General features: G+C 49.0%; 15 protein-coding genes. 9 read left to right on the top strand and 6 right to left on the bottom strand.

All coding sequences use genetic code 11. The annotated features are described in order from the left end of the window. Positions 1 to 535 precede the first annotated feature (535 nt). Complete coding sequence (locus AC0J5I_RS03775) at positions 536 to 757, bottom strand: heavy-metal-associated domain-containing protein (protein WP_107996054.1); 222 nt, start codon at positions 755 to 757, stop codon at positions 536 to 538. A gap of 166 nt (positions 758 to 923) precedes the next feature. Between AC0J5I_RS03775 and AC0J5I_RS03770 the strand changes: the two genes are divergently transcribed. Then, a complete protein-coding gene (locus AC0J5I_RS03770; RefSeq protein WP_107996055.1) occupies positions 924 to 1,352 on the top strand; it encodes an NAD(P)-dependent oxidoreductase in 429 nt (142 codons plus the stop codon). A gap of 74 nt (positions 1,353 to 1,426) precedes the next feature. On the opposite strand, the gene AC0J5I_RS03765 is transcribed toward AC0J5I_RS03770, so the two are convergent. Continuing rightward, positions 1,427 to 1,765, bottom strand: a complete 339-nt coding sequence (locus AC0J5I_RS03765; RefSeq protein WP_159072204.1) for a YtxH domain-containing protein — start codon at positions 1,763 to 1,765, stop codon at positions 1,427 to 1,429. Between the two features lie 167 nt (positions 1,766 to 1,932). Beyond that, positions 1,933 to 2,805, bottom strand: a complete 873-nt coding sequence (locus AC0J5I_RS03760) for a MurR/RpiR family transcriptional regulator (RefSeq protein ID WP_475303872.1) — start codon at positions 2,803 to 2,805, stop codon at positions 1,933 to 1,935. Positions 2,806 to 2,972: 167 nt separating this feature from the next. Between AC0J5I_RS03760 and AC0J5I_RS03755 the strand changes: the two genes are divergently transcribed. From AC0J5I_RS03755 to AC0J5I_RS03740, 4 genes are all read left to right on the top strand, one after another. Beyond that, positions 2,973 to 4,382, top strand: a complete 1,410-nt coding sequence (locus AC0J5I_RS03755; RefSeq protein WP_475303868.1) for a glycoside hydrolase family 1 protein — start codon at positions 2,973 to 2,975, stop codon at positions 4,380 to 4,382. Positions 4,383 to 4,435: 53 nt separating this feature from the next. Next, positions 4,436 to 5,773 (top strand): PTS sugar transporter subunit IIC, encoded by a 1,338-nt coding sequence (locus tag AC0J5I_RS03750; RefSeq protein WP_475303865.1) that lies wholly within the window; start codon positions 4,436 to 4,438, stop codon positions 5,771 to 5,773. 33 nt (positions 5,774 to 5,806) lie between these two features. After that, a complete protein-coding gene (locus AC0J5I_RS03745) occupies positions 5,807 to 7,279 on the top strand; it encodes a glycoside hydrolase family 1 protein (RefSeq protein WP_475305505.1) in 1,473 nt (490 codons plus the stop codon). Positions 7,280 to 7,741: 462 nt separating this feature from the next. After that, positions 7,742 to 9,172, top strand: coding sequence for a 6-phospho-beta-glucosidase (locus AC0J5I_RS03740; RefSeq protein WP_107996062.1), 1,431 nt, complete (start codon positions 7,742 to 7,744; stop codon positions 9,170 to 9,172). A 297-nt stretch (positions 9,173 to 9,469) separates the two neighbouring features. Here AC0J5I_RS03740 and AC0J5I_RS03735 read toward each other — a convergent pair whose 3' ends face one another. Both AC0J5I_RS03735 and AC0J5I_RS03730 read right to left on the bottom strand, forming a co-directional pair. After that, positions 9,470 to 10,150 carry a response regulator gene (locus AC0J5I_RS03735; protein WP_475303861.1) on the bottom strand — a complete coding sequence of 227 codons (681 nt, stop codon included), beginning with the start codon at positions 10,148 to 10,150 and terminating at the stop codon, positions 9,470 to 9,472. Then, positions 10,150 to 11,751, bottom strand: a complete 1,602-nt coding sequence (locus AC0J5I_RS03730; protein WP_475303857.1) for a Spo0B domain-containing protein — start codon at positions 11,749 to 11,751, stop codon at positions 10,150 to 10,152. The genes AC0J5I_RS03735 and AC0J5I_RS03730 overlap by 1 nt, the downstream gene beginning before the upstream one ends. Before the next feature lie 233 nt (positions 11,752 to 11,984). On the opposite strand from AC0J5I_RS03730, the gene AC0J5I_RS03725 reads away from it, so the two are divergent. After that, positions 11,985 to 13,283: a 2-hydroxycarboxylate transporter family protein gene (locus AC0J5I_RS03725; RefSeq protein WP_475305501.1), complete on the top strand. Its 1,299-nt coding sequence runs from the start codon at positions 11,985 to 11,987 to the stop codon at positions 13,281 to 13,283. Between the two features lie 49 nt (positions 13,284 to 13,332). After that, entirely contained in the window at positions 13,333 to 14,505 is a 1,173-nt protein-coding gene (locus tag AC0J5I_RS03720; RefSeq protein WP_107996064.1) for an NAD(P)-dependent malic enzyme, read from the top strand. Positions 14,506 to 14,839: 334 nt separating this feature from the next. Here the strand turns inward: AC0J5I_RS03720 and AC0J5I_RS03715 are convergent, their stop codons facing one another. After that, positions 14,840 to 15,997 carry an ROK family protein gene (locus tag AC0J5I_RS03715; protein WP_475303850.1) on the bottom strand — a complete coding sequence of 386 codons (1,158 nt, stop codon included), beginning with the start codon at positions 15,995 to 15,997 and terminating at the stop codon, positions 14,840 to 14,842. A 145-nt stretch (positions 15,998 to 16,142) separates the two neighbouring features. Here AC0J5I_RS03715 and xylA point away from each other — a divergent pair, with 145 nt between their 5' ends. Together xylA and xylB are read left to right on the top strand one after the other, a co-directional pair. Further along, a complete protein-coding gene (xylA, locus tag AC0J5I_RS03710; RefSeq protein WP_475303847.1) occupies positions 16,143 to 17,450 on the top strand; it encodes a xylose isomerase in 1,308 nt (435 codons plus the stop codon). Between the two features lie 52 nt (positions 17,451 to 17,502). Further along, positions 17,503 to 18,996, top strand: coding sequence for a xylulokinase (xylB, locus tag AC0J5I_RS03705; protein ID WP_475303842.1), 1,494 nt, complete (start codon positions 17,503 to 17,505; stop codon positions 18,994 to 18,996). Positions 18,997 to 19,135 lie beyond the last annotated feature (139 nt).

Here is a 19,135-nt window from a genome sequence, read left to right as displayed (position 1 = left end):
AACGTAAAAAAGCCCTCGTCCCTATACTCCAAAAGCTTGGAGTACAGGGACGAAAGCTCTTCGTGATCCACCCTTATTCGCACGAACCTCGCGGATTGTGCCTTATGAAGTACGCAAAATCAGCCATACTTCTGTACGCTATCGGGTACAAACCGAAATGACACTAACGCATCATTTTGCTCCGAGACGCATTTTCGCTTTCCTGACCATGCCTCTTTTCACCGACTGAGGCTCTCTTTGATGACCTTGAAAGGTACTTCTTCTCTTCATCGCACAACTTATTTTCATTTGTGTTTTTATGATAGCACGCTTATTTTTCGAAAGCAACTGATATCCCTCGGTTCAGGAATAATTGAATTTGCGGGAGTGATGTGGTGGGCGCGGAAAAGATGAATAACTATCAGGAATCCATGGTTATGGCCCGAATCTGGATGAAAAGATGAATAACTATCAGGAATCCATGTTTTCGGAAACCCTCGAAAAATAAAAAAGCAGGGGACGCCTCGAAAAATGAGATAGCCCCCTACTAAAAAAGCTAGGATTCTTTGACCGATTGGACTTCGTAGCCCAATTTTTGGATCGTTTCACTGATGTCGTTCGCTGAAGTCTTGGTGCCGTCGAATGCGGCTTTGACTTTGCTTGAGTTGAACAACACTTTGACAGTTTCGACCCCCTCGATTTTGCTGACGGCGGATTCGATTTTCTTGATGCAGGATGGGCAAGTGACGGGTCCTAATTGGATAACGGCTTGGCTCATGATTCATTCCTCCTATTTGTCTGGTATGACTATAGTATAAGCGGAATGCGCCGGAAAGAACTTGACCGGCATCAAGTATTCGAAATCATTTTAAGTTTTGAGATACCTTCTGTAAAGCCGCACTGCTTTTTGTTTTGCGGAACAACAAAAAGTAGCTGTAAGCGGTATATTATTATTTTACGGGACGGAAGTTTTAGCAAAATCCGACTTCGTTTCCCTGCATGTCCCTGTCACAGCGGAAACAACAGAGATGATCAATAAGGAAACGCTGCGCTTGATGAAACCGAACGCTTACCTGATCAATTGCGCCCGCGGAGAACTCATCAACGAGGAGGCGCTCCATGAAGCCTTGAAGAGCGGCGTCATCAATGGGGCCGCCCTGGATGTCTTTCAGGAGGAGCCGATCGCGCAGGGTCATCCTTTCTTCGAATTGGATAACCTGATCATGACACCGCATAACGCCATCATCACGCATGAAGCGCTAGATCTGATGGGCTACCATGCAGCCGTCGGAATCGATGATGTACTAAATGGCAGACAGTCGCAATGGCAGGAACGCTTAGTGCAAACTGCTGTGGCAGAAAAAGTTCAATAGAGCGGAAATAAGCTAAAAAATAGAGTGGAAAAGCCATCCGGAAAGGATGCCTGTTCCACTCTATTTATATATACTCACAATGTCTTCATTGCTTCCTCAATCGGATCGAGTTCGTCCGACTCGGTCACGGGCGCTTCCGTTTCGGCATCTAATTTTTCCTCAACTTCAGCAGCCTTCGAGGCGAATTGTTGCTTCACCGTGTCTGTCGTTTCTTGGGCCATTTCTTTGGCTTGATCGACGGCTTCTTTTGCAGTTTCCTTGGCTTTATCGGTGTAGTCCATCACCTTGTCCAAGGTCTCATCGGCTTTGTCGGCCAAATCTTTGCGAATTTCTTTTCCTGGCTTAGGTGACAATAGTAGGGCGATTCCTCCGCCAATCATAATCCCTTTGACGAAACTAGAAAATTTTCCCATTCTTGGTTCCTCCTTCTTCATGCGGCAACGCGAACACTGCCAGCGGACATCAAGACAAACGATTGCTTACCAAGGACCTACCTCAATGTGTACAATACCAACATTTCCTTCTGACATCAGTATATAACACACCAAAAATTATGCAAACGATAACCATCAAGCCTCGTCTAAATATCGCCCATCTTCTTGTTGATCTGAACCATGCTCAACCGACCGGTATGCTCCAGCATGTATTCGTAGTTGGCTAAGTAATCTTTTTCGAAGATGCCGCTGTAGAAAAGATCGAGGATATAGCTGAAACCCGCGGAAGAAGCGAACTGACCGATTTTTGAATAGTACTTTTCCCAAGGCGGGATAAAGAAATTGTAGTCGCAAGCCTCGCTGAGACTGTTCTGGCCGAATGATGTGATGGAGATCGTCTTAGTTCCGCCGTAACGGCAAAGTTTGGCATCGCCTATCGTTTCGCGGGTTTCGCCGGTATAGGACAGCAGGATCGCCACATTTTCTTCATTGGAACGGCTGGCATAATAGTCTTGTTCGCCTGGACCGCTGGCGACGATCACGCGTTTGCCGATGCGCATGCAGTGGTATTGGAATTCCTTGGCATGGGCGATCGTCGAATGGGAGCAGTAGACATTGATCGTTTCGGCCTCATCCAAGAGTGCGATTGCATTCTCCAACTGGTTGTAATCCAAAAGGCTTTTTGTTTCCGCGATGGCGGCTTCCTTCAATGCTGCAATGTTGGTTGCAATCTTCTGCACTTTATCCCCGCTTTGGATCGGAAAATTGGCGTCCAATTTTTGGGCCGAGTGGGAGTCCGATTTCTGTTCCGTCAGGTACTTGAGTTTGAAATCATTGAATCCTTTGTATCCGAGCTTTTGGCAGACCCGGACGACGGTGGCGTTCGACGTAAAAGTATGCTTTGCCACCTGTAAAGTCGTCATATCGACGACGCTGTCAAAATGATTGATGAAATACTCTACTACTGCTTTTTCCGTTCCGGAAAAAGATTCCGAAGCAAGCTTCGTCTGCAAGTCCATTCTGCTGTTCACCTCATTTAATATCATACGATCCGTAATGCCGTTACACGCAAACGGCAGGATAAAAACAAATTTTGTAACCGCTTTCCTAATGCGTCCGGAAGTATATACGCCGGTTCTCTTAATGGTTATGATAGCATTAATAAAGGCTTTAGAGGAGGAAAAAAATGAGTAGATTTCCAAAAGGTTTTTTATGGGGTGGAGCGATTGCTGCGAATCAAGCGGAAGGCGCTTATCTGGAAGAAGGCAAAGGTTTGGCCATCTCCGATGTATTGACGAATGGATTCCTGACCGAGCCGGATAAAGCGATAGATTCTGATAAATATTATCCGAGCCATGAAGCAATTGATTTTTACCACCGATACGGAGAAGATCTGCAGTATATGGAAGAAATGGGCTTTAAAGCTTTCCGGACATCGATTTCTTGGGCGCGCATCTTTCCGACTGGAGAAGAAGAGGAACCGAACGAAAAAGGGCTGCAGTTCTATGATGACCTGTTTGCGGAGATGCTGAAACGCGGCATGGAGCCGGTCGTCACTTTGTCGCATTACGAAACGCCGTATGCTTTGACAGAGAAATACAATGGCTGGGAAAGTCGAGAACTGATCGGGCTGTTCGAGAAATATTGCAATACCGTGTTCGAACGCTACAAAGACAAAGTCAGCTACTGGATGACTTTCAATGAAATCAACAACATGCACACGATTCCATTTGCGGCAGGCGCCGTAATTCTGGATGAGACGGATGAAAAAGAGAAACTGCGCGTCATCTATCAGGCTTCCCACAACATGTTCGTCGCCAGTGCAAGGGTCAATAAGCACTGCCACGAAATTATGCCGGAAGCGCAGATCGGCTGCATGCTTTCCTTGAGCGCGGTCTATCCGAACACCTGCAAACCGGAGGACATCTTCGGGGCGATGTCGTTGCGAAGACGCTCCTTGTTCTTCGGCGATGTGATGCTGAGAGGGAAATACCCGTCCTACGCCGACCGCATTTTCGAAGAGTTCGGGATCCAACTCGAGATGGGCGAAAACGATCTGGCAGAAATCGCTGCTTATCCGAGTGAGTACCTTGGCTTCAGCTATTACCGCAGCACGACCTACAAAGACGGCATGAAAATCCTGGGCAACACGGGCGGCATCATCGGCGAGAAGAATCCGTACCTGGATGAAACGCCTTGGGGTTGGCAAATCGATCCGCTGGGACTGCGTTATGTCTGCAATGAACTGTATGATCGTTATCAAAAACCTCTGTTCATCGTGGAGAACGGCATGGGCAGCAACGATGAGGTGACGGAGGACAACAAGATCCATGATGACTACCGCATCGATTACACCAAGAAACATCTGGTCGAAATGGCCGAGGCAGTGAAGGACGGCGTTCCGATCATGGGTTACACCTATTGGGGACCGATCGATATCGTGAGCGCCGGCACCGGCGAGATGAAGAAGCGCTACGGCTTCGTATACGTCGACAAGGATAATGCAGGCAACGGCTCGCTGAAGCGCCTCAAGAAGGATAGTTTCTATTGGTACAAGGAAGTCATCGCGACAAACGGAGAAAGCCTGTTCGAATAGGACAGGTTGATCATAAGTAAGACAGCTTGGAACAGTTGAAGGAGGAATTTTAAATGAGTTTCATGGACAAACTTAGCTCAGGGATCGATGTCGTCGCCGAAAAGGTCGAGGGGAACAAATATCTCCGCGCCATCAAGGATGCATTCACCGCCTACATGCCTTTCATCATCATCGGTTCGTTCGCATTGCTTTTCAATGTGCTGCTGACGAGCCCGACGACCGGACTTGCCCAATTCGCGCCGTTCAGCTTCCTGACCGCGTTGGCACCGGCATTCAGCACGATCAATTTCGCAACGATGGACATCATGTCCCTGCTCATTCCTTTATTTTTAGCTTCTAATCTTGCAAAAAGCAATAATACGAACCCGTTGATTACAAGCGCGGTCGCATTGATCGCATACGTCATTGTAGTTCCGCAATTCTTCACCACCACAGTCGATGGGGTGCAGCAGGCCGTCAAAGGTTTGCCGGCCACCAGCACCAACGCGTCCGGCCTGTTCATCGGCATGATCTTGACGATCTTGGTCGTCGAACTGTTCACGAAATTATCCAATGTGAATGCTTTGCGCATCAAAATGCCGCCGAGCGTTCCGGGTGGAATCGTTGCTTCCTTCAACGTGCTGTTGCCGATTTTTGTGACCTTGATCATCGTGGCACTTGCAGCTCAATTGTTCCTGAATACCACTGGCATGTACATGAATGAATTTATCTACAAAATCGTGCAGGCACCGTTGGAAAGATTGGTCCAAAGCCCAGGCGGCATCATGCTGCTGGTCATCGTCAGCCAAATCTTTTGGCTAGTGGGCATCCATGGCGGCTTGATTATTTCGCCGATCCGCAATCCGTTATTGATCGCTGCTTTGGCTAACAACATTGCAGCCGTCCAAGCCGGTGAGCCAGCAACGAATCCTGTCACAATGGGATTCTGGATGTCCTTCATCGTTCCTGGCGGAGCCGGATTGACGTTGTCGCTGCTGATTGCCATCCTGATCGCTTCCAAGCGGGATGACCACAAGGCCGTGGCTAAAGTATCCTTCATGCCCGGCTTGTTCGGGATCAGCGAGCCTGTCGTTTTCGGTCTGCCATTAGTATTGAACCCGGTGTTTGCGATTCCGTTCGTCTTCGCATCCAGTATTGGAACGGCGATTGCGCTGTTCTTCAACCAGATTGGCTTCCTGCAGCCAAACACGGTCGATGTGCCGTTCGGCCTTCCGCTTGGCGTAGGTGCTTTCCTTGGCTATGGCATCAACGGCGTCATCGTGCAGATGCTGATCATGGCCTTGGGTGTCGTGATGTACATGCCGTTCGTCTTGGCTGCCAATAAAGTGACGGTTGCGGCGGAGGAAACGGAAATCGAAAATGAAAGCCAAATTGCTACAGAAAAAATCTAAGCACAGCATAACCACAACAGAAAAGGGGACATAATAATGAAAAGTTACTATCCGAAAGATTTTCTCTGGGGCGGCGCCATCGCCGCCAACCAGGCGGAAGGTGCCTGGAACGTTGACGGAAAGGGCATGTCGGTAGCCGATGTCGCCCGTTTCAAACCAAGCATCTCTGTCGAGGACTACAAGTCGCAATGGCACGTTTCATTGGAGGACATCGCCGTCGCGAAAGAGACCGATGATGTCGTTTATTACCCGAAAAGAAGAGGCATCGACTTCTTCCACCGCTACAAGGAAGATATTGCCTTGTTCGGCGAAATGGGCTTCAAGGTGCTGCGCGTTTCGATCGCCTGGACGCGGATTTTCCCGAACGGAAACGAAGCGGAGCCGAACCAAAAAGGCTTGGATTATTACCGTGATCTGTTGGAAACGCTACGTGCGCACAACATCGAGCCGTTGGTGACGCTGTCGCACTATGAAATGCCGCTATATCTGGTGGAAAACTACGATGGTTGGGTTTCGCGTGAAGTCGTCGCTTTCTTCACCAAATTCAGCGAGACGGTCTTCCGCGAGTACAAGGACCTGGTGACATACTGGCTCACCTTCAACGAAATCGACAGCGTCTTCCGCCATCCGTTCACGACGGTCGGCGTGGTCGAAGAGAAATACGCCGACAAAAAAGCCGCCGAAGAAGCCATCTACCAAGCGCTGCACCACCAGTTTGTGGCCAGTGCGGAAGCGACCAAGCAGTTGCGCGAAATCATCCCGGGGGCGCAAATGGGCGCCATGCTGACGAAAACGATGACCTATGCCGAAACTTGCGATCCGGATGAGGTGCTGATGGCGCAAAAAGCCAACCGCGACAATCATTTCTACGCGGATGTGCAGATTTTCGGGGAATATCCGAAGCATGTATTGAACTATTTCGAAGAGAATGGCTTCAAGATTGATAGGACCTCTGAGGACCTACTGCTGTTGAAAGATTACACGGTCGATTTCCTTTCCTTCAGCTATTACATGTCAATGGTCGTATCGAAAAATGCGTCCCAGCGCGAAAAAGTCGGCGGTAACCTGACGACTGGCGTGAAGAATCCATATCTGGACACCTCCGAGTGGGGCTGGCAAGTCGATCCGGTCGGGCTGCGCATTTCCCTGATCGATCTTTATGACACGTATCGCATTCCTTTGTTCATCGTCGAGAATGGCATCGGCTCGACCGATGTGCTGACCCAAGAAGGCACAGTAGAGGACGATTACCGGATTGCTTATTTCCGCGACCATTTCGAACAGATGAACTTGGCCATCAAGGACGGCGTCGAATTGATGGGGTACACTTCGTGGGGCTGCATCGATATCGTCAGCGCTTCGACTTCCCAGATGACGAAACGTTACGGCTTCGTATATGTGGATGCCGACGATCTCGGCAATGGTACCTACAACCGCTTCAGAAAGAAATCCTTCCATTGGTACAAGGATGTCATCGCGACAAACGGAGAAAGCCTGTTCGAATGATTAAGGCTTGCAAGGATTTTTGATAGGTAAGGCGCTTTTAACAGGGGCGCCTTTTTGTTTGGGGATGTGGATGCGCCTCTATCATTTGAGGAAATCGTCTAGCTCCGGTAACTCAACTCCGGTGAGCGGATGCTGGCCGGAGGAGCCGGTATTGCGTGCGGCTGTCTTCCGGCGAAGCCGCTGTAATCAGAGGTGATGATCTTTTTTGGTCTCCTCCTCCGGCGACAGGCCCACTCACCGGAGAAAAACAAGCTCGCCTCTATTTTGCCTGTGAGTCCACAATAATTCGACTTCTTGTCTAACAATATTTACATTGTCCATCCAAAAGTGTTAGTATTATTAATGTAACCGATGCCGGAAAGATTCAATAAAATGGTAGCGGTTACGAAAAGCCTTTGCGCAAGCGGAGACAATGAACAGTGTATTCAATTTTTATGTATAAAAGATCGAGGAGGATGGCAAATGGCTTTAAGAGAAGACTTTTTATGGGGCGGCGCTACTGCTGCCAATCAATGTGAAGGTGGATACAACGCAGGCGGACGTGGTTTGGCCAACGTTGACGTTGTTCCCGTCGGCAAGGACAGAGGGGCCATCATCACAGGAAAAATGAAAATGTTCGATTTTGACGATGAGCATTTCTATCCTGCGTTGGAAGCTATCGACATGTATCACCGCTATAAAGAAGACATCGCACTATTTGGCGAAATGGGCTTCAAAACATACCGTCTATCAATCGCGTGGACACGCATCTTCCCTAACGGCGACGAGCAAGAGCCGAACGAAGAAGGTCTGAAATTCTACGAAGACTTATTCAAAGAGTGTCATAAATACGGAATCGAGCCATTAGTGACAATCACGCATTTCGATTGCCCGATGCACTTGATCACAGAGTACGGCGGCTGGCGCAACCGCAAAATGGTCGGATTCTATGAGAATCTATGCCATGCCATTTTCAACCGCTACAAAGGTCTGGTTAAATATTGGTTGACTTTCAATGAAATCAACGTAATCCTGCACGCGCCATTCATGGGTGCCGGTCTGTACTTCGAAGAAGGCGAAAACGAAGAACAAGTCAAATTCCAATCTGCACATCACGAGTTGGTGGCCAGCGCAATCGCTACCCGCATCGCGCATGAAGTGGATCCTGAAAACCAAGTAGGCTGTATGTTGGCTGCTGGAAACTACTATCCATATACTTGCGATCCTAAAGACGTATTCAAAGCGCAAGAAGAAGACCGTGAAAACTACTTCTTCATCGATGTGCAATCACGCGGCGAATACCCTGCTTACGCACTGAAAAAATTGGAGCGCGAAGGCATCAAAATCGAAATGGAGGAAGGCGACAAAGAAATCCTGAAAGCAAACACAGTCGATTTCATTTCCTTCTCCTATTATTCTTCACGCGTAGCTTCAGCTGACCCTGCAGTGAACGCAAAAACAGGCGGAAACATTTTTGAATCCGTCAAAAATCCTTATTTGGATGCGAGCGAATGGGGCTGGCAGATCGATCCATTGGGACTACGCATCACGATGAATGCGATGTACGATCGCTACCAAAAACCATTGTTCATCGTTGAAAATGGCTTGGGAGCTGTCGATGTGCCGGACGAAAACGGATATGTCGAAGACGATTACCGCATCGCCTACATGGCTGCACATATCGAAGCCATGAAAGACGCTGTAAACTTGGATGGCATCGATCTGTTGGGTTACACCAGCTGGGGCTGTATCGACCTTGTCAGCGCGGGAACAGGCGAAATGAAGAAACGTTACGGTTTCATCTATGTCGACCGCGACAACGAAGGCAACGGCACACTGAAACGTACGAAGAAAAAATCCTTCGACTGGTACAAACAAGTCATCGCCAGCAACGGTGAAGATTTGTCCGTCTAAGGACTAACCGGTTCGCTTGCTGACGCATGCGGACATTGCACAAGACAATAAAAAGAGCAGCAGCGAGGCAAAAATGCCTCGCTGCTGCTCTTTTTTGTGGTGTACCCACTGTTGGGGTTGGCTTCTCCGGTGAGGGCCTGCTCATCGGAGTTGATGAATGAAACCTGATCGCCAACTCCTGCGAGGGCTTGTTCCCCGGAGGAGCCGGACGAAATCCAGTCATCAACTCCGGCGAGGATCCGCTCACCGGAGTTGACGACTGAAACCGATCAGTCAGCTCCGATGAAGCTGCTTCTCCTATTTTTTCCGGTAAAAAGCGGTCGGCCTTCCGACCGTCCCGTATTCCAGCCGCATTTCGATGACCTGTTTGTCCTCCAGATAGCGCAGATACTTCCGGACCGACACATGGGAAAGATTCGCCAGACTGGTGATGTCGTTCACTGTGAAATCGCCTTTCTGTTGGTCGATGCAGGACATGATCATGGTCAGCGTCGAAGGGGTCAACCCCTTGTCGATGGCGTCATCTTCCTTCTCTTCAGGGTGATTATCCAGCGATCGGAGTTGATCCAACTGCTTTTGCGTAATTGGCTTACGAGTATTGAGCAGTTCCTGGCGCTGAATGAAAGCTTCGATGCTCTTCTCGAAGCGTTTGAACTGGAACGGTTTGAGGATGTAGTCGATGATGCCGCACTGCAGGCCGATGCGGATCGCTTCCTGTTCACCGGCTGCCGTGATCATGATCAGGTCGGCTGGGTAATCCCGTTTCCGCAGTGCCCGGATCAGATCCAAGCCGCTCTTCCCTTGGATGTTGACGTCGACCAGCAGCAAATCGTAAGTATGCTTGCTGGTCAAACGGATGGCCTCATCAAAGCTGCCGCAAGTCCCCGATACGATAAAGCCGGGTATTTTCTCCAGATAGCGACGATTGATGGACAGCACCATCGGATCGTCCTCCACAATCAATACATGATAGACCATCAGTTTCCTTCCTTTCGGTACGCCGTCTTCAGAGAAATCTTAACCCGGCGCTCATTGCTTTCGATTTCCAGTTGTCCGTTCACTCTTTTCAGCAGTTGGGAAATGACCGGCGCGTGCAGTTCTTCCGTCAGCCGAACCTTCGTGGCGGGTTCCAGCTGTATTTCGTAAACGGTCTCCAACCGGTCGTTCCAGAAGCCGAAATGGATCTGCAGGTCATCGGCCAACCGGTTTTCCAAAATGAATTGGTCCAGGAAACGGATGATGTTGATCCAGCACTGGACAGCCGTGTGATCGGTGGTCGGCGGCACATCCGGGTAGACTTCGATCATGAACGGATAGTTCTGCTCTGTGAACTTGCTGCGCTCGCCGATCAGGAAGCCTGCGATGACGGGATTTTTGACCAGGAAAATCATGCGATGCGAAAATTCCTGCTCCGGTTCGAGTATTTTGCTTAAGTAGTCGTTCAGTTCCTCATATTCCTCCAGATCCGCCAAACCGTAGATGACATGCAGTTTGTTCAGGAAGTCATGCGATTGTGTCTGCAGGGTGGTGGTGTAGGTGGCCGCGTTGAATAACTGATCCGTCAGCAGATAGAGCTCGGTGGCATCACGCATCAGGATGATCTGGCCGATGACTTTCTTAGCAACGGTTATCGGTGCGGTTGAAAGCAAATAGTCCACGCCGTCCTGATGATAAATCCGGTCGGTCGTTTTGTTTTGTCCGGTCAACAGCTTTAGGTCCTGCGCAACAGGCAACAGCGATTGGATGGGCATGCCGATGATGGTCTTGTCCACTTCCTCCCCACCATCCTCTCCATTCTCCGTTGTTCCATCCGATGAAAGCGGCCGGAACAACTTTTTGGCCTCCAGATTGGAAAGGACGACTCGGTTGTCCTTGTCAGTGACGATGATGGCATCTTTCGTGTTCTCCAGCATCGCATTGCGTTCTTCCAATAGCCGGGCTATCTCGATGGGCTCCAGGTTGTACATTTGGTTTTTGAGATGGAAAGCTGTGAAAATTGCTGCGGCAGCTCCGAACAGTAGGCTGACTGCGAAACTGACGGAGAAGGGCTGCATCGTTTTCTGGGCGATCGAAGTGAGCGTTGTCGTCTTTATGCCGATTGCGACGACACCGATTTCCACGTTTTCCGCATTGAAGACGGGGACAAAGGCGCGCAATGATTGGCCCAACGTACCTTGCGCGATTGAAGTCGTCTCCTGTCCCGAAAGGGCGGCTTCTTCATCGCCACCCTGGAAGGGGGCATTGATCTTTTCCGGATCGGGATGGGTCAGGCGGATGCGGTCCATCGTCATGACCACGACGAAGTCCAACTGGTAAGTTTCGGTTATCTGATTGGCATAGGTCTGCACTTCCGGATTGGTGGCTCCGTCGCTCAGCGTTTGGATCACCAACGGCTGTGCAGCCACGATTTCGGCGATGGACAAGAGCTGTTCCTCTTCCTGCTTCTGCGTCGCTTCATAGATGCGGTTCGTCAGCAACAGGTACAGGACGCTGACCGTCAGAGCCACCGTCACCAATACCATAAGGGTGAGCTTCACCCATAAGCGCTGATTTTTCCATTTTTGCTTCAATTTGATCATTCATCCATGTTCCCTTCCTATTACACAGCCATTATACCAAATGAAAAGTAGGCGTTCTCAATTTAATTAATTGAATAACACTTAAATTAATTAAATAATCTATTTTAATTCTGTAAGCGGTAGCATAATGAAACCATGTTAAAGAAAGCGCTTCAAGATTGCGGTTAATCAAAAGGAGGAGAAGGAAAGTGAGAGACACGACAAAAGAATTGGAGCTTGAACAGCTCCCGGGCATTTCAGAGTTGACGGTTTTCGACAGATTTAAGAATGCGAAGGTAGGCGCGATTCCGTTGCCGACTTATCTCGTGATGTCAGCCATTATAATAACTTCTGCGTATCTGGGCGAATTGCCCGTCAACATGCTGGGCGGTTTCGCAGTCATCTTGAGTTTGGGTTGGCTACTGGGAGGGATCGGTGCAAGCATCCCGGGATTGAAGAATTTCGGGGGATCGGCCATCCTGTCGCTTATGGTGCCATCGATCATGGTATTCATGAATATATTCAATCAAAATACGCTAGATGCAGCGAACATGCTGATGAGGGAAGCAAACTTCCTGTATTTCTACATCGCTTGTCTTGTCTGCGGAAGTATTCTGGGGATGCACCGCAAGATTCTGGTGCAAGGCTTGATCCGGATGATCATCCCGATGGCAGTGGCTATGATCTCTGCTTTGATCGTCGGAACTTCAGTCGGAACTTTGTTGGGACTGGGTTTTGAGCATACGCTTTTCTACATCGTGACACCGATCATCGCCGGCGGAATCGGCGAAGGCATCCTGCCGTTATCGTTAGGCTACAGCGCTATCACCGGTATCCCTAGTGGAGAATTGGTAGGACAATTGATTCCGGCAACAATCATCGGTAACTTCTTCGCGATCATCTGCTCCGGTATTTTGAATCGCCTAGGCGAAAAATATCCTGAGAAAAGCGGTAAGGGCCAATTGATCAAATTCGGCGGCGACGACGATATGGCCGATGCCATGCAGGAAGACAAGAGCCCGCTGGACATCAAATTGATGGGCGCAGGTGTATTGACGGCCTGCACACTCTTCATCGCAGGCGGACTTTTGGAAAGACTTACGGGTTTCCCGGGACCGGTCCTTATGATCCTGATCGCTGCAAGCATCAAATACTTGAGCCTGTTGCCTAAAGATGTTGAAAAAGGTTCGAAACAGCTTTACAAATTCGTTTCCGGCAACTTCACTTTCCCGTTGATGGTCGGCTTGGGTTTGTTGTACATCCCGCTTAAAGACGTCGTCGGCATGCTTTCTTGGCAGTATTTCGTGGTCGTGATTTCAGTCGTGTTGACCGTAGTCCTGACCGGTTTCTTCGTCGGTGGAAAAATGAACATGAACCCGATCGAAGCAGCCATCGTAACGGCTTGCCAAAGCGGCATGGGCGGAACCGGGGATGTCGCCATCCTATCTGCTTCCAACCGCATGAATCTGATGCCATTTGCCCAAGTAGCTACGCGTTTAGGTGGAGCCATCACCGTCATTTCCATGACATCCTTATTGCGTTTCCTGTTCTAACTACATAAAAACAAAAAACTAAAACGAGAAGAAAGAGAGTGTGTTCATTATGACAAATGTAAATGAAAAAGCATTGGCTATCAGCAAAAAATTCGGCGGTAAATTGGAGGTCATCTCAAAAGTGCCGATTGAAACAATGGAAGATCTGAGCATCGCCTATACACCGGGCGTCGCTGCTGTCTGTATGGAAATCGCGAACAACAAAGAATCCGTTTATACTTATACAACCAAGAAAAACTTGGTTGCCGTCGTAACGGATGGATCGGCTGTCCTGGGTTTGGGCAATATCGGACCGGAAGCAGCCATTCCGGTTATGGAAGGCAAAGCGGCCTTGTTCAAACGCTTCGGGAATGTGGATGCCGTTCCGATTTCCTTGAATACGCAGGATGTTGAAGAAATCATCTCGCACGTTGCTGCCATCGCACCTTCTTTCGGCGGGATCAACCTGGAAGACATCAGCGCGCCTCGCTGCTTCGAAATCGAACGTCGCTTGAAAGAGATGTTGGACATTCCGGTCTTCCATGATGACCAACATGGGACCGCGATCATTGTTCTAGCTGCCCTTTACAATTCCTTGCGCCTGACAGGCAAAAAAATCGATGAGATTCAAGTGGTCGTCAATGGCGGCGGTGCTGCAGGGATCGCCATCAGCCAAATGTTCCTTTCTGCTGGCATCAAGAATCTGATGGTTGTGGATCGCACCGGCATCATTTCCGAAACCGATCCTGAATTGGCCGAACGCCATGTGGAAATCTCCAAAGTGACGAACCGTAGCTTCCGGACCGGCACTTTGGAGGATGCAGTTGTCGGGATGGACGTATTCGTTGGCGTATCCGCGCCGGGCGTCCTGAAGAAGGAATGGATCGCAACCATGAACGAAAAACCGGTCATCTTCGCGATGGCGAACCCGACACCGGAAATCTTCCCGGATGAAGCGAAAGCAGGCGGCGCCTATATCGTCGGCACCGGCCGCAGCGACTTCCCGAACCAAATCAACAATGTGCTGGCATTCCCAGGGATCTTCCGCGGCGCCTTGGATGCCCGTGCCAAAGACATCACGATCGAAATGCAGCTTGCTGCAGCGCGCGGCATCGCCAGCATCGTCAGCGATGAGGAACTGAACGTAGACTACATCATGCCGGATGTCTTCACTCCGGGCGTGGCTGACATCGTAGCCGCCAGCGTTATGAACGCAGTCAAGAAAGAGGAAGTACTTGTTTAAAGCATAAATGGAGAGGGAAGAAGGTGCCGATTAGCGTCGGTGCCTTCTTTTTTCGCGGTTTCCGGTAATTTAGGGTGGGTTCGGAAGTCGGGAGTGTCGACTGAACGGAGGGTGAAGAATGCAGAACAGTCGAGACAATTCGATGGTGTCGGCTGAACAGAGGACAATGAATGCAGAACAGTCAACACAAGTTGAGTGTGTTGACTGTTCAGGGGACGAAGAATGCGGAAAAGCCGACGAACTCCAGTATGGAAGCGGAATTGAAAAGGTTGGGCTATTAGAACGAGACAACAAATCAAAACCACCCGTAGCAACATAACGGGTGGTTTTGATTTCAGCTGTCCGTATTCATTTTCAGATTCTGAATGTTCAGGAAGTTCTGCGTGGACCTGGCCACACCCCCGAATAAGGTCGCTTTTCTCTTGAGCGAGCTGCTGACGACACTGGTGCCACATGAAAATTTACCTTTGAGATCACCCTTAAGAATACTGATCAATTCAGGGATTTGCGAATAAATTGAACTGTTGATAACCACGAGATCTGGTTCGTAGATCACCGCCAGATTATTAACGGCTATGCTCAAATAATGCGCATTGGTCCGAAGTGTTTTTTGGACAATGGGATCGCCTTTTTTGTAGCGTTCGATCACCACGGAAGAATTGATGTCCGGCAACGCAAGCATCTGTTCCAATTCGCTGTAGATGGCCTGGTGGGATGCATACTGTTCGAGGCAACCTTCATTGCCACAAGGACACTTACGGCCGTCTGGGTAGAGGATGCTGTGGCCAATTTCACCGGCTATACCTTTTTTCCCGGTCCTCAGTTTCCCATTTTCGACAATTCCGGCTCCGATGCCCGTATGGATGCTCAGGCTGACGACGCTGTCCGAAATGGATCCGAAGGTATATTCACCCAGCGCCGCCAGATTCGCTTCATTTTCCAAATATACATAAAAGGGATAAATTTCTTCCAATTGAGCCTTCAGATCGCTCTGCAAAGTATAGTTCGGTGTAAAGATGATTTCTTCCTGATTGACGAGTCCGTGGATCGCAACGCAGACGCCAGTGATGCCGTGCGGCGTTTCCACAGCATGTTGCGTCAATTTTTCAACCATTTCCGTGATATAGTCGAGGACATTGGCGGAGGAAACTTTGATGCCTCTGATTTCGGATTCATAAAGGACCTTTCCATCGATATAAGCGATGAGCCCCTCTATGTAATTGGGTGCGACATCCAAGGAAAGGGTAAGCGCAGCTTTTCCATTGAAAGTGAGCATGATGGGCTTCCTGCCGCCGATTCGGGCTGCGTCGCCGACCCGGTCCTCATGGATCAATCCGTCGTCCAACAGTTTTTTGGTGATCGCGGACACGGAAGCTTTGTTTAGTCCGATATGGACGGATAATTCAGCGCGGGAAATTTCTTTCTGGCCAATGATTGCATTCAAAATGGTGGCCTCGTTGTTTTCGCGGATTGTGTATTTGCTATGAATCAATAAAACCACTCCTTCTTCCTTCGTTATCTATCATATATCTTCTGAAAGCGCTTGACAACAAAAAAATAATCGTTTATATTATGTTCATGAGTTAGTTGAGCGAACTAACCCAAAGACAAGATAACATTTTTGAGGAGGAAAAGAAATGAGTTATTTTTCAACAGTAGATAAAATTAAATATGAAGGCGTTACCACAGAGAACCCGATGGCATTCCGTCATTACAATCCGTCAGAAGTCGTGATGGGCAAAACGATGAAAGAGCATTTACGCTTTGGTGTCGCTTACTGGCACACAATGACGCAGGACGGTTCTGATCCTTTCGGAAGCCCTACGAATATCCGCACATGGGAAGGGTCCACTCCGATGGAAACTGCAAAAAACCGTGTGGAAGCTTTCTTCGAAATTTTGGAAAAATTGGATGTTGAATTCTTCTGCTTCCACGATGTCGATATCGCCCCAGAAGGAAATTCCCTTGAAGAATTTTTCAAAAATATCGATGAGATCACAGACCTGATCAAAGCGAAAATGGATCAAACCGGCATCAAGCTCTTGTGGAATACAGCAAACATGTTCTCCCACCCACGTTATGTGAACGGGGCAGCTTCCTCCAATAGCGCTGAAGTTTTTGCCTATGCAGCGGCACAAGTGAAAAAAGGCTTGGACATCAGCAAGAAATTGAACGGCGCAAACTATGTCTTCTGGGGCGGCCGTGAAGGCTATGAGACCTTATTGAATACGGACATGAAATTCGAGCAAGACAATATTGCTCGTTTGTTCAAAATGGCGGTTGCTTACGGCGAGAAAATCGGCCACAAACCACAGTTCCTGATCGAACCGAAACCGATGGAGCCGTCCAAGCACCAATATGATTTCGATGCAGCAACAACAATGGCTTTTATCCAAAAATATGGTTTGGAAGGCGACTTCAAACTGAACCTGGAAGCGAACCATGCGACATTAGCTGGACATACATTTGAGCATGAAATGAATGTAGCCCGTTGCTACGACGCTTTAGGATCGATTGATGCCAACCAAGGCGACATGCTGTTGGGTTGGGATACAGACGAATTCCCGACAAACATCTACGATACGACATTGGCTATGTATGAAATCCTTGAGAACGGCGGGATTGCACCGGGCGGAATCAACTTCGATTCCAAAGTACGCCGCTCTTCATTCGAGATGGAAGATCTGTTGTTGGCACATATTGCCGGGATGGACACTTTTGCCCGAGGATTGAAAGCTGCTGCTAAGTTGAAAGAGGAACGTTTCTTCGATGACCTGAAAGACAAACGCTATGCCAGCTACAACGATGGCGTTGGCGCAAGAATCTTGTCGGACAAAGAAACTTTGGAATCATTGACAGAGTATTCCCTGCAAAACGGAGACATCAAATTAGAGTCGAGCCATCTTGAATTCGTCAAATCCCGCTTGAACGACTACTTGGTATAATCCATACAGAAGTCGTTCGGTTGATGGATGCAACAGAAGAGGAGCAAAAATTATGGCGTATGTGTTAGGAATAGATTTGGGAACAAGTTCATTGAAGGGGTTGCTACTGGATGAGCAAGGAAAGGCAGTAGCTTCCGCCCAAAAAGAGTATCCGCTGATCCATCCGAAATCCGGATACAGCGAACAGGATCCGGGGCAATGGATCCTGGCCTGCGAATATGTACTGGACAGGCTGAAGGATGAAGTTGCGGACTTCACTGCACAATTGGAGGGAATCAGCTTCTCCGGCCAAATGCACAGTTTGGTTGTGCTGGATGAAGATAATAATGTCCTCCGCAATGCGATTCTGTGGAATGACGTCAGGACCACCGAACAGTGCAAGGCGATCACCGACGCTTTCGGAGAAGAACTGCTTGCGATCACAAAAAATATTGCGTTGGAAGGATTCACTTTACCAAAAATTCTGTGGATCCAGGAAAACGAGCCGGAAATCTGGGACAAGGTGCGGCATATGCTGCTTCCAAAGGATTATCTGGGATATTGGATGACTGGCACCATGCATATGGATTACTCGGATGCAGCCGGTACGCTACTTCTGGATGTTGAAAAGAAAGAATGGTCTAAAGCTGTTCTCGAAAAATTTTGCATCCCGGAAACCTATCTGCCTGAATTGATCGAATCTTCGGGCATGACCGGAAACCTGCGGCCGGAACTGGCGAATCGCTTCGGCTTTGAAAAGGAAGTAAAAATATTTGCGGGTGGGGCAGATAACGCCTGCGCTGCGATTGGCGCCGGTATCGTGAATGCTGAGACAGGCATGGCCAGCATCGGAACATCCGGTGTGTTCCTCGCATTCGAGGGTTCGGCTGAGCAGGATTACCAAGGCAAGTTGCATCTGTTCAATCACACCATTGAGGATGGCTACTACTCGATGGGCGTCACTTTGGCGGCGGGCCACAGCCTCAACTGGTTCAAGGATACATTCGCGCCGGACAGCACGTTCGAAGAACTGCTTGCAGGCATGGATGCGATCAAACCGGGTGCGGCCGGCTTGCTGTTCACCCCGTATATCGTCGGCGAACGTACGCCGCATGTCGACAGCAAAATCCGCGGCAGTTTCATCGGGATGGACACGAATCATACGATCAAACATTTTGCGCGAGCGGTTCTGGAAGGGATCACTTTCTCCTTGAAGGATTCGCAAGTATTGATGGAGAAAGTAGCTGGCAAATCCTTTAAGCGGATTGTTTCCGTTGGCGGGGGCGCCAAAAATCCGGATTGGCTGCAGATCCAAGCAGATGTTTTCGATGCCGAAATCGCCTGTCTGGAAGTCGAACAGGGACCTGGGTTGGGTGCTGCAATGTTGGCTGCGGTCGGACTTGGGTGGTTCCCGACAGTGACTGCTTGCGCGGACGTATTTGTTGCCTACAAAGATGTCTTACGGCCTATTCCGGAAAACGTTGCAGCCTACCAAAAAATATATGCACTGTATACGCAAGTTTACGGAGCGACTAAAGAATTGTGTCATGCATTGGCGAAAGAATAACAGTCTATTTGTGCAGAAATTTGAGCGTGCATCATTAAGATTTTTGGGTTTGAATCATGGGAACGAATCGTGGCTGGAGGGTATGAAACCATCCAGCCACGATTCGCGAAATGATGCCGAGTAACGGGCAACCCATTTA

The organism is Trichococcus sp. TS_SC_9 (assembly GCF_056156325.1).
The sequence above is the reverse complement of the archived record's forward strand: the minus strand, read 5'-3'. Positions and strand labels throughout refer to the sequence as shown.